The organism is Rania fehmarnensis, from assembly GCF_056494185.1.
The window spans coordinates 476,565-489,561 of sequence record NZ_CM151398.1; the positions used below are offsets into that span (position 1 = coordinate 476,565).

At 50.4% G+C, this 12,997-nt stretch carries 7 protein-coding genes and 1 pseudogene; 3 read left to right on the forward strand and 5 right to left on the reverse strand.

Annotated elements, in window-relative coordinates; all coding sequences use genetic code 11:
* Window positions 1-43: 43 nt before the first annotated feature.
* The 5 genes from SH573x_RS01710 to SH573x_RS01730 form a co-directional block, all read right to left on the reverse strand.
* Complete coding sequence (locus SH573x_RS01710) at window positions 44-1,297, reverse strand: hypothetical protein (RefSeq protein ID WP_479352563.1); 1,254 nt, start codon at window positions 1,295-1,297, stop codon at window positions 44-46.
* Window positions 1,298-1,352: 55 nt separating this feature from the next.
* The gene (locus tag SH573x_RS01715) at window positions 1,353-2,399 is read right to left on the reverse strand and encodes a hypothetical protein (protein ID WP_479352564.1); all 1,047 of its coding nucleotides are present in this window, start codon (window positions 2,397-2,399) and stop codon (window positions 1,353-1,355) included.
* Between the two features lie 847 nt (window positions 2,400-3,246).
* A complete protein-coding gene (locus SH573x_RS01720) occupies window positions 3,247-3,522 on the reverse strand; it encodes a hypothetical protein (RefSeq protein WP_479352565.1) in 276 nt (91 codons plus the stop codon).
* 733 nt (window positions 3,523-4,255) lie between these two features.
* On the reverse strand, window positions 4,256-4,501 hold the full coding sequence (locus SH573x_RS01725; RefSeq protein ID WP_479352566.1) for a DUF3891 family protein: 246 nt from the start codon (window positions 4,499-4,501) through the stop codon (window positions 4,256-4,258).
* Window positions 4,498-5,007, reverse strand: coding sequence for an MOSC domain-containing protein (locus tag SH573x_RS01730; protein ID WP_479352567.1), 510 nt, complete (start codon window positions 5,005-5,007; stop codon window positions 4,498-4,500). The genes SH573x_RS01725 and SH573x_RS01730 overlap by 4 nt, the downstream gene beginning before the upstream one ends.
* Before the next feature lie 63 nt (window positions 5,008-5,070).
* On the opposite strand from SH573x_RS01730, the gene SH573x_RS01735 reads away from it, so the two are divergent.
* From SH573x_RS01735 to SH573x_RS01745, 3 genes and pseudogenes are all read left to right on the forward strand, one after another.
* A complete protein-coding gene (locus SH573x_RS01735; RefSeq protein ID WP_479352568.1) occupies window positions 5,071-6,882 on the forward strand; it encodes an FAD/NAD(P)-binding protein in 1,812 nt (603 codons plus the stop codon).
* A gap of 359 nt (window positions 6,883-7,241) precedes the next feature.
* Window positions 7,242-8,027, forward strand: a pseudogene (locus tag SH573x_RS01740) (chemotaxis protein CheB); the annotation flags it as partial.
* A 6-nt stretch (window positions 8,028-8,033) separates the two neighbouring features.
* Entirely contained in the window at window positions 8,034-12,968 is a 4,935-nt protein-coding gene (locus SH573x_RS01745; RefSeq protein WP_479356847.1) for a PAS domain-containing protein, read from the forward strand.
* Window positions 12,969-12,997 lie beyond the last annotated feature (29 nt).

Sequence of the window (12,997 nt, forward strand, 5' to 3'; positions counted from 1 at the left end):
ACAGAGTTGTGTGCTTTACATTGGACCCACGTAGGGACAGTTCTTATCCCTTTTTCCGTTTCGCGGCATATCGTCGATTTCTGCGTTTACGCGTACTTTCCGAAAGTTTTGGTTTCTCTGATAATTCAGTCAGCGGAGTCGGTTTCAAGGATGGTGATAATCCAAATCGCCCGAATGAGAGCTTCAGCAGCGTCTGCGCTGAAGCTGAATATTCTGCAGGCACAATAATCGCATCGTGTACCGTGAGTATTGGAACATTTTCATGTCGACTCATGAATATGCGACAGAATCCGTCTATGACAATCTTCGATTCGAGTCGCTGTGCCTCCATCGCTGTGGAGCGGTACCACCTCCGTTGCGGATCTCCTACGATAGGTTGCTTGCGCAGCCAGCACAGAAAATTGTAGACACTAGGGAAGTGACGCATTTCTACTTTGGCCAAGTCGCAACGATCCACGAGATGTTGCTGAGCATAGTGTGATTGCATCACTCGTTGTTTAACCCACTCGCGATCAGGAAGCCCATTTTTGGTTAGACGATTCGCCTTGGTCGCCAGAGCCTCATAGAACTCACCTCGTTGACAAACTTCTATCCATTCGCTGATGTCATCAGGAATGGAGCCAGCGTTCGATCTCCACCAAGTTCTTGCCAAGTACCCTAAAAGCAGAGGCTGGCAGTTTTTCACATCAATCTCGACAAGCTGGTTTTCAGGGTCGACACTTCTCGGCGATCCGATTGAATCGACATCGACTTGCGTGAGGAGCCTTCGGTCTGGGATGCTGAGTGACGTGAAGTTCGTGTGTACTCGATTCCCGAACTGGTCCCGAAGAATGCGCCACCTCCGATCGCGCACCGCGTTGACTGCGAACTTTCTCCAATGATCGTCGCCGAGGTAAGGGGGAAGCGTAAAACGATCGAAGCAACGTTTGAGCCACTGGCTAACCTCATCCAATTGTTCACGCGGTAGACGCATCCGGCGGAGTAGTATAGCTGTCCGAGAGCGACCAGTGCGGTACTCGTCGGTTAGCCTTGCTCCCTTTGGATACCGCCCTGTTTTGTAGGAATGGTCTCGCTCGATAAGTTCAATGACTTCAGCAAGGCGGACAACCTCATGGGCGTTGCCACCGAACTCACGCCTGAGCAAGATTTTAGACAGGTCGATGAATTCGCCTTCCCTTGCTTCCGCAGTCATTGAAGTAAGAATCATCATCAGTTCGGCTAGGCGGTAGAGCTGGTCTCTAAACGGAGAATCATCTGGAAGCTCAAATGAAACGGGGACGATACAATATTGACTCATCTTGGTTTTCCAACCTGTTGTGACCGAGACACGGACAATGTCAGAAGTACAGACACTAAAAATCCTCATTCTTAAGGCTTTGAATGAACTTTCTTACCGTTGACCTAGTCCACGGTTTGCCGTCAATCTGATAACCCTTGTCGTTGAGGATTTGGAGGATTTGGGGTGGCTTGAAATACTTCTTCAGGTACAAGATTCGCAACTTATCCGTCATCAGCGAAAGTTTCCATAGTTCAGGACGGTCCAGTTTGCTGCGGGCCCGGAGTACCTCGCCAATAGAACGTTGGAGGTCTTGAAGGGCTTCAGTGGGAAGGCTGGAAAAATCAGACTGACCAAAATCCGAATTCAGATCAAAGCTTGGGAATTTTGGTGGGGGATGAACAGGTACTGTCGTGAGGCCTGTAGGTGTTCCACCACTAGGTAAGAGTTTCATCGGCTGTGATGGGAGCGCATTAAGTGGCGATACAACATCGCCCATCCTGGAGATTGCACTGGCCTTTGTAACTCTCCGCTTCCGACGTTTCTTGGGTGAGTTCGCAAGGATCACCAACGCTTCCGATATAGTCCATTCCCCGTTCGAAACTCGCTGGATAAGCTCCTGTTTTCCGGCTTTAATGATCTTGAGAGCTTGCCCCAGTATGGTGCCTCCGATCCCAAACTGCCCGGCTATCTGAGCACGACTGTTGACGTTCTCCCGAGTTGTCACTTTCGACAACTCGGGAGTTTTGGTTCCACGTCTAAGGTTCTTAACGCTAACAGCCTTTTGCTTTTGGGATTCGATGAGCAGGTACTTTGCCGCGGTTATGGCGAGCTGGCTTTTGGTCATCTGGCGGCGAGACGCGTTCTCTCGGATCGCAATTTCGAAAGGATCAACGCCGGTAGGTAATTGTTCCACAAACTGCCGATAATCGATGTCCAGATCCGCACAGGCACGCAAACGGTGCACTCCGTCGACTAACTCGTCGGCCAGAAAAAGCAACTTCCTCTTAGGTCCGTTTGTCCGTTTGATGGCTTCACGAAAAGCAAGGTATTGTACTTCCGTCATAGGCGGAAACAGTTCGGCGGCAAGGTGAAGTCTAACATGGTCAACAGAGTAAGGCATTGTCGTGCTCCAAAGGTTGTAGGTTGAGCAATGTACTAATTGCTCTCTGGAAGATAAGGCGCTCTGGAAGATAAGGCTCCAAACGTGCTCAATTGAGACGCGCGTCGCGAGAAAAAAAAAATCGGTTATTTAGCCAAGGCCTAGACACAAACCCTTCAGCACCAAAAAAACCTCAATCCAAACCAAGGCTAAGACTTACGATTAAGGACGCAAGACAGAGGACACCAAGCGCAGAGACACGAAGGAAGAAGCCAAGGAGAAAGAGAGTCCCTATTATGTGGCACAAGAATCATCGTCTTACTTCATCTAAACGAGATCCCTATCGAATCACCTCGCAATCGGTCCACAAAGCCTCAGTACGTACTGGTGGCCCAGTTGATTCCTTAGAGCCCGGTGATCCAGCATAGACCCCGGTACCGCAGCGTGTGCTGCAAAGATACTTCTTCTTCCCCCTCACCTTAATAGGCTGTAAGTGGGCGGGTTTGAGGCGCGCTACTTAGCGATATTTTGATCTTTTACTTGTATGATTAGGAAACTCACGGAGCTCAGCGTGCATACGCTCGCCCCCCGCAGTCAGCAGTTTATAGCCTTAGAAAAATGCAGCCATCCAGCCACGGCTGCAAGGTGCAACTGCTGGTGCAACGCAATTTCAGCACATGCGTTCGCTCCGGTTTTGGTTGGTGATTGGAAGAGTGCCCGAACGTTGACCTCGTTATGGTCATCACTCTCGAACCGCGCGGCCGAGATGATCCCAAATTGTTGAATGTCGGCATTGTGGCTGCATGATTTACAGGAGATTCAGCGAGGTCCTGTGCCTTGGCAGGGTAAACAACCCTTTCTCTAAGCCCTAGTGCTCGTTGTTCTTACGACGAGCGTCAAAAGGCCCAGTTCTGACAAAACCCTCAAAATCCAAAGCAAAAATCTCCAAGACTTCTTGATCTGTCAACAGTGCCGCACCACTCGGTTCGTCTAAAAATGCCAATGCACAATCGACCTCAATGCTCATCGTATTGATACTCGATTTGAGGAGTTTTTCGGCGCGTAACGTCTCGTCCCATGCTCGTAGCCGGAGTTCTAGGACATTGCGCAGGTGTGCGCATGCGGCGATTGTAGCCTCATTCATAGTCGGCCGCCTATTTGGTGATTATTGAAGTTGTGCATTCTATGGGTTTCGACAATCTCGTTAAGTGAAAAGATTCGAGCAATCACTGGATTGAGCAGAGCTTTACGAAAACCTTCACTGACAAATGGTGCTACGGTCTTGAGCCTGTCTGGGTCGCCCGCTGTCTCCACTATATACCCACGAATGGTTATCCACCAACTAAGCACCTTCGCTGATGACCCCCGTAAGCGGTTCCTGCTCTCGGTCGTGGCGCGAGTCAGTAGCATAGCTCATGGTGTTTGCTCTATTTCAACAGGTGTGCAAAACATGACCAAAGACCAGTTACGACAAATCTTTCGCACGATGGACGGCAACCGCGCACAGGAGATATGCGAGGCAAATAACAAGGCTAACTGCCGAGAACCTTGTAACTGTCTTTTATAAAACGGTCGTTAGCCTGTTGAGTTTGCCATTGAATCGGTTTCCACGTTCACGTTTACCCGATTTTCAGCTGGCACAACACTTTCGACGACCTTTGAGAGTCCGTTTGCGGATTTTGTTTTGGTTGAAGATCCTGCATAAAACGCGGACATTGACTCGCGAATATTAGGAGGAGCGATTTGCAATTACCGTATCGGCAGTCCACGAGCCCTCAAGCATCATGCTTTTCACCTTAGGAGCATCTTTGTGGGGATGCGTTGGATTTAGGCAGCACATTCCGAAGGTCATCTAATGGAAAGTTTGCCCACTTCGTTCACACGTCGTCTCGCATTGGGACGAGAGTGAAGTCGAGTGGCGCGCCAGCCTTTGTCAGGTGATCATGGTTTCCAGGTTCGTAAACACGGTGCATGTCATCGTGCAAACCGATGGCCACTTGAGTTTCAAACCAAAATGGCAAAGTGCGCGGTTCGGCAAGTTGACTGGCGAGTCTTTGCGCCAACAAACCGTGTGAAGAATGGAATACGACCTGCCAGCCCTCATACACCGATCGAACAATCATGCTGTTTCACTTGCAATCGTTTTCAAAATTCCATCGCAGAGAATTTTTGCCCTCAGTCCACCCCGAAAACACTTTCGCATGAACCTTGTTGCTCCAGGAGCCACCACTTGATCCATCCAATGGCAAGGCTTGCATTCCTGGGCACCTTCAAACCAAACTCCCTGCATCTCAAACTGCCTGTTCAGCAGCAAGGCTAAGTCAACGCCGCGAACGACAACATTGCGGCGAAAGACGGACGCCGGTAAATGCGGCAGATCAAATTCAGATCGTATTTCGTCAATCGCAGACTCGGACATGAAAGTGATTTGACCTTTCCTATTCGCCTTTCCAAACGAGTGTCTGTCGCCACGCAACCCTCTGCCAGCCATGCACTCGACCTTCATGAGTTCCTGAACGCCATGTTGAAACGGCTTTTCTCCGCCCTTAGTCCAATAATCGTGACCGGAGGAGATGAAGACGCTGATTATTTGATAGTTTGCCAACTCTATTGGCGCATGATTTGCCATAGTTGGCCTCGTCTGCACTCTGCGTGCCGTTCACCAGCAATTACTAGGATGCTGCTACTCAAGATGAAACCGCCAACTCGACTTGCCATTATCGGCTCAGGCGCTTCTGCAATCTTCGTTCTTAAGCATATGTCTGACAACCTGCAACGGTTCAGATCGTGTATCGAGCAAATTCACGTCTTCGAGCAGGGGCCGGTACTGGGTATTGGGATGCCGTACAGTCCCATCACTACAGATCGATTTAACCTGTGCAACATCTCTTCCGCAGAAATCCCGGCGTTGTGTCAATCATTGGTCCAATGGTTAGCAACACTCGACGATGCAAGTTTGGCCAAGCATAATATTTCGCGCGGAGAAATTGATGATGGAGAAACCTACAGTCGGATAGCATTGGGGGAGTACTTTCAGTCACAGTACCAAAGACTTGTCGACGCCTTAAGGCATGCAGGCGTGTCAGTCATGGAACACCCCAATTGTCTGGTTGAGGACGTGATTGATGCGCGAGAATCGGCAACCGTCACGATCAAACTAGCTACTGGCAAGTGCATTGATTTCGATCGGGTGATCATTGCTACGGGCCACGCTTTCAAGGACGATGATGAACCGGCCTCGGGCTATTTTGCATCACCTTGGCCCATGCAAAAACTGTTGCCCAAGCCCGGTAGCGTTCACAACTTCACAATTGGAACGTTGGGTGCTTCCTTGAGCGCCTATGACGTCGTGGCATCTCTTTCCAATCGCCATGGCAAATTCGAAACGGTGGGGAATAAGTTGGTCTTTCATCCCAATGCGGAAGCTCTTGATTTTCGCATTGTGCTGCATTCCGCCAATGGATGGTTACCGCACTTGCAATACGAACAAGAAGAGCCTTTCCGCGAGATATATCGACACACGACTCGAGCACAGTTGCTCGCACTTCGCGATACCAATGGTGACCTTTTATTGAACGACTACTTCGACCATGTGTGCCGACCTGCCCTCATCAAAGCATTCGCGAAAGATAGTCGGCAGGACATTGTTGCCAGGCTAAACGAGCCGACGTTCACGCTGACCAATTTTGTCAAGTTGATGACCGGCGTGCACGAGTACGATGAGCCATTCGAGGGTATGCGGGCTGAGATGCCGGAGGCGGAGTATTCAATTCGTCGTGGTAAACCAATCCATTGGAAGGAAGTACTCGATGATTTAATGTTCACACTTAACTTCCATTTCGAGTGGCTGTGTGCCGAGGATGTGCTTACCTACCGTGAAACCATAGTGCCGTTTTTGATGAACGTAATTGCGGCAATGCCCTTAAATTCGGCGAAGACACTGTTGGCTCTCTACGACGCGGGGCGGTTGGAACTAGTGCCGGGGCATGTGGCCATTCGACAGAAACTGGCAGGTGAGACTGTTATCGAAGTGGAAAATGATGGCCAAATATTGGGGGGTAGTTACCAAATGTTTGTCGATTGCACTGGGCAAGGCTCTGTCGAAATGGATCGCTTTCCGTTTCCCAGCCTTGTTGAATCCGGGGCGGTAGTCGAGGCGACGGCGTTTCTGCGTGATCGAGATTCGATCGACGCGTTCGATGAGAAACTGCGCGAGAAGCTGGTCGATTGTGGCGGTCAAGCGAAGCTGAAGCTAGGTGGAATTGCAATCGATGGCTACTTTCGAATCATCGGCGACGATGATCAGCCAAATCCACGCATATTCGACATCGCATTTCCTCACGCTACGGGCGTCCGTCCCTATTCTTATGGGCTTCAAGCATGCAACACGACCGCCGCAATTGTCGTTCAGACGTTGATCAGCGATTTCGCTGCAACCGAAGAAACCGCCTCGTTACCTGAAGCCGTGACACGGATTTACGAGGGATTGCCAACGTCGGCCTGAAAAAACGATTGACTTCTGTGCGATCAATGTTGATTCAAAAGTGAGGGAAAAGAAGCTATCGGCGGAAATCAACCGCGTGTGTTGTTGCCAAAGGTAACTTGGTTAAGGAACACATGAAGCTCACTACGAACGGCAGTGATAGTCGGCTATATCCTAACAACGGCGACAGATCTGAGGCCCATCTTCGGCCAGAATCGAATTTGAAAGGTGGATTGTTGACACTTTTGCTGGCAGCCAACTAAACTGCAGTGACTTTTAATCCAACGAAGAATAGACTAGCGGGAGTCTCTGACCCGTTGGATGACTTGGATACCGTCTCAATGAACCAGAAGCGATCACGATCCACTCATCTAACCCCGATGATCGTGGGGGTAGGAGCTTCGGCTGGCGGGTTGGAGGCCTTTGGCCAATTGTTAGAGGCGTTGGGTGGTGAGACGCGATTGGCGATCGTTTTTGCACTGCACTGGCAGGACGACGGCAAATCGCATCTGGTTGATTTGCTTTCAGACTTGACGGACTTGCCAGTTCAATTGCTTTCTGAGCAAACGAAGTTGCTGGCCGGACACATTTATGTGGCGTCTCCAAAACGACTGCTTTCTGTCGATCAATTCACCATCAAAACCCAACCATGCACGGGTACCCAAGACGCCACCTCAGTGATCGACCATTTTTTTCATTCGCTGGCTGATGAGGCTAGAGAACGAGCCGTTGGCGTGATCCTGTCCGGCACCGGCAGCGATGGAACGCTCGGACTAAAGGCGATCAGCGACGCGGGAGGCTTGACCTTTGCCCAGGAGCCCTCGTCTGCGAAATTCGACTCGATGCCTCGTAGCGCGGCAACGACGGGAGTGGCGGATTATGTGATGACGCCCATGGACATCGCAGCCGAACTAATCCGCTGCGCCGAATTTCGACACGATTTGCGAGCCGCGTCAAAGGAAGGTTCATTAGTCCATGATATTGAGGCAGCCATTCCAATGATCTCAGCGGCCTTGCTGCGAGATACCAACTATGACTTTCAACACTACAAAACGAGCACAATCGGCCGTCGGATTCAACGTCGGATGTTGCTGCTACAGATTTCGAACGTACAAGATTACGTCGATTGCATTCAAAACGACCCAGCCGAAACGCAAAGCTTATTTCGTGAATTGCTGATAGGGGTAACTGCATTTTTCCGCGACCCCGAGTCGTTTGATGTGTTGGCCAAAACCACTATTCCACAACTATTTAGCAAGCGGGCACCTGATGACATCGTTCGCATCTGGGTACCCGGCTGCGCGACTGGCCAAGAAGCGTATTCGATCGCAATGTTGTGTCGCGAGTACATGGATAATCTGACAGATGATTATCAAGTCCAAATTCTTGCCACCGATATTGACGAACGAGCGTTAAAATTCGCTCGCTCTGGGATCTATCCAGCCACCGTTGCAGAACACGTTGCAACGGAACGACTTGAGCGTTTTTTCGTGTGGCAGGACAATCACTACACAGTTAAGAAAGAGATTCGCGATCTGGTACGGTTTTCTACGCACAACCTAATAAGCGATCCTCCATTTTTACGTCAAGATCTGATCTCGTGCCGTAACTTGCTAATCTACTTGGGGGCACATCTGCAAAAGAAACTGATCCCGCTCTTCCATAATGCTTTACGTCCGGAAGGGTATCTGTTTCTCGGCCCGAGCGAATCCATTGCATTCAATACGGAACTTTTCACGAGCATCGATAGCAAGCACCGAATAAGTAAGAGGAGAGGAACTGTCGTTTCGCGAGACATACTTTTGTCCACAAGTCAATCATCGCGCAGTGGTTTACCAGATTTATCGGCTGACCGCCAAAATCTCAACGACATCTCGCAGCTTACGCAACGTATTCTGCTCGATCAGTTTGCACCCAAGTGCTGTGTGGTTGATGAGGATAGAAGGATACTATTTGTCTCGTCAGACGTAAGTAAGTACATCACGGCGGGCGAAGGTAAGTTCGAAAACGATATTGTCAAGATGGGACGTCGTGGCCTTCGGAACGGACTGCGAGCGGCTTTAGCCGAGGCGAAAAAGAAACGCTGCCAGGTCACGCACGAGCACCTGTCGGTGCAAACCGACTCGGGAAAGCAAGCTGTAATGATCACGGTTCAGCCGATTATGCGGACGGGTGACGAAAGTGATCTTTTCATGATCGTATTTCATGACCTGGGCGCGCCGTCCAAGTTAGTGACTCAGTCCGATAATTCATTGGAACTTGTTCAAAGTACGAACGGTCGTGACGCCAACGCGACAATTCATCAGCTTGAGTGTGAACTGGAAACAGTTCGTTTGGATCTGGAACAGTCAATTCAGGAGATGGAGGCAGCAAACGAGGAACTCAAAATATCCAATGAAGAATTGTTGTCGATGAATGAGGAACTCCATTCGACCAATGAAGAGTTGGAAACATCGAAAGAGGAAATCCGCGCGACCAGCGATGCCTTTTCGCAAGTCAACAGCGATTTGAAAAACTTGTTGCGCAGTTCAGAGATTGCAGCCGTTTTTCTCGATGCTGAACTGTGCATACGCTTTTTCACACCTGCGGTGACACAGATCTACGAATTAATTCCGGCGGACGTGGGCCGTCCGCTGTCGATGTTCGTACCGAAGGTTGACTCTATGCCAACGCTGGATGTTGCCCGTTTAAGCGTTAACCCTGTTGCCAAAGATTTAGCAGCAAATGTGGAGTTAAAACGCCGAGCGCTGGCGGAAGAATTATCAGCTGACATCGTTGTCAAAGCGCAGAACGGGAGGTCCTATGTTCGCCGAATTCATGCTTACTACAATGCCGACGGCAATCAAGATGGCTTCGTTGTAACGTTCGCTGACGCTACGCGACTGGCGGAAAGTGAACGACATCTTTCCATGGTACTCGACGCTACTAGCGATGGGGCATGGGACTGGTACATCGCTACAGGTGATCTAATGCTTTCTGATCAATGGATTGCCTTACTTGGTTACACCCGTGACGAAATCACAAACCATATTAGCTTTTGGGAAAGCATCTCGCATCCCGATGACTTGAGTCGTAGTCGAGAAACCTTAGATAGATGTCTCGCTGGCGAAACGACTGCGCTTTATTGCGAAAGTCGACTGCGTACTAAGTCCGGTGCGTACCGATGGACGCTAAAACGTGGGCGCGTCGTTGAGCGCGCTGCGGATGGAACCGCGTTGCGTATGGTTGGCACAGATACGGATATCACTGATCGAAAGCAAGTTGAGAATGAAGTCCGTGAAACAAAGGATCGACTTGAAATAAGCCTTGAAGTTGCGCACTTAGGCACAGCGGTTGTCGATTACCGTGAGGATACCGTTCGGTTGTCGGCCAAAGCAGCCGCGATTTATGGATTGGGTGACAATGAAAATACAACATCGCGCGATGCTATGCATTCAACGTTTCATCCCCAAGACTTAGAGATGCTTGAGCGGGCGATTGACGCGTGTCTCGATCCCGCTGGTCAAGGGCGGCTTGAGCTCGAACATCGGATAGTCCACAGCGATGGTTCCGTACGTTGGGTCTCTGCACGTAAGCAGGTCTACTTTGATCGCAGCACCTATCCACCGCGGCCAACACATGCGACGCTGGTCACACGAGATATCACTGCAAGAAAGCAGGCTGAAACAGAATTGGCCGACCGGGAGGCTCACCTGCGCCGAGTCATCAACAACCAATTGGGTTTAGTCGGAGTCATTGATGTTCAAGGTCGGTTAGTTGAGGTAGACGATCGCAGTATTGAGATTGCGAAGATAAAGCGCGAAGACGTGATCGGCAAACACTTTGCTGACGCTCCATGGTGGAGCTACGACAAAGCGGTCGCCGACCAAATGCGCGCAGCGATGAAGCGGGCTTTTACCGGCGAAGTCGTCCGTTACGACGTTTCATTGTTCGCACATGGCGACGAGGGGGTGATGATTGATTTCATGATCGCCCCGGTTATGGGTGATAACGGAGAAGTTCAGTTCTTAATACCGTCTGGGGTGGATATTCGCGAACGATACGCGGCAGAGCAGAAATTGAAATCTTCAGAGGAATTCAGCCGCAGTGTATTGCAGTCAAGTCCCGACTGCGTCAAAGTTCTCGACAGCGACGGTAGTCTGCAAATGATGAACGATCTCGGCATGTGTCAGATGGAGATCGACGACTTTGTGCCGTTTTGTGGCAGGCAATGGGCGAGTTTGTGGCCAGACGAGACGCGTTCAATCGTCTTGCAAGCCATCAACGACGCTAGACGCGAAGGTAGTGGTCGATTTCAGGCGTTATGTCCAACGGCTAAGGGTACTCCCAAATGGTGGGATGTAATCGTCACTCCAGTCCGCGAGTCCTCGGGGCAAATCAACAGATTTGTTGCGGTTTCGCGCGACATTACCGATACCAAGTTTGCTGAAGAGCGTGTCCGCGCCAGCGAAGAACGGTTGCGATTAGCAATGGGGGCCGCAGAACTGTCGCTGTGGGAGTGGGATCTTGCTACGGACCAAATCACATGGGCTGATGAATTATTTGAGAAACAGGGAATTCAACCGCAACAGTCGCCCGGTGGCTTCAGTGATTTTCTCAACTTGGTCCACGAAGACGATCGTGACGATGTCGTTGCAAAGGTGGAGCAAGCCATCGCTGAGGGATCGCCCTACCGCGCCGAGTTTAGAATGCGGCGTTCAGACGGTTCTTACCGCTGGCTGCTGTCGATGGGCAAACCGTTGCAGGACGACAGCAATAAAACGATGCGTTTGGTAGGTGTGGAGATGGATATATCCCTGCAGCGAGAGGTTCGAGCAGAGTTGCAACGGGCTCGTGACGCCGCGCAGGCTGCGAATGCGTCCAAGAGTGAGTTTGTAGCAAATATGAGCCACGAAATTCGCACACCCATGACGGCAATTCTTGGCTATTCAGAATTGATCAATGAGTTGATTACGAACCCGGAAGCGAAACAGCACCTGGCCGTGATCCAACGCAATGGCGATTACTTGCTTGAGATCATCAATGACATTTTGGATCTATCCAAGATCGAAGCGGGCATGCTGGAAATAGATAGTGAACAATTGCAAACCAAGCTCGTCATTGAAGACGTCCGTAGCATCATGGAAGTCCGTGCTCGGGAGCGCGGTCTCGAGTTAACCGTTGACTACGCCACCAGGTTGCCGCTAACAATTAAATCAGATGCTAAGCGTCTCAAACAGATTCTGATCAACCTTGTCGGCAATGCAATTAAGTTCACTCCCAAAGGTAGCGTGACAATCCGTGTGCAGTATCAGCCCGCGATCGCCGATGGTCTGATTCGATCCGAGACCGGCGAGCGATCTGCCAGTAATACTGCCGCTCTGTTGCACATCGATATAATTGACACCGGTATCGGGATGAGCGACGAGCAACGAGCAAAATTGTTCCAGCCCTTCTCGCAGGGCGATGGCAGTGTGACCAGAGTCTTCGGCGGAACAGGATTGGGGCTGACGATTAGTCAAAGACTTGCAGGGATGCTCGGTGGCAAGGTTTCGGTCAGTAGTACGCTAGGTGTCGGAAGCACCTTTTCAGTTTCAATCGGTACTGGCACAGCAATGGATGTGCAATTAGTCGATTTCCGTGACACAGTGTCGATGAATTCCAACACCACAAGCCCTTATCTTGTTCATGAGTCAAGCCTGTCAAAGGTGCCCGGCACGGTGGAACTAGAAGCTTTTACGCCTCTACTAAATTGCCGTGTCCTGGTTGTCGACGACCGTCGCGACATTCGATTTCTCAGCAAGAGGCTACTGACCAAAGCCGGTGCAACCGTCGACGAATGTGAGGACGGGCAACTCGCAGTCGATCACATTAAGCGATGTCTTCACGACGGCGACTGCCCAGATCTAATTTTGCTCGATATGCAAATGCCCAATTTGGATGGCTACGAGACCGCCCGGCAACTCCGCCTTCTCAATTATAAAGGTCCGATCATCGCTCTGACTGCCGACGCTATGAAAGGTGACGCTATTAAGTGCATTAACGCCGGCTGTAACGACCATTTGACCAAACCGATCAACGCGAAAACATTAGTTGCCAAAGTCTATGAAATGACTTCCCCAGCGTAAATCGATAATGTAGGCATCGACTGGCGATG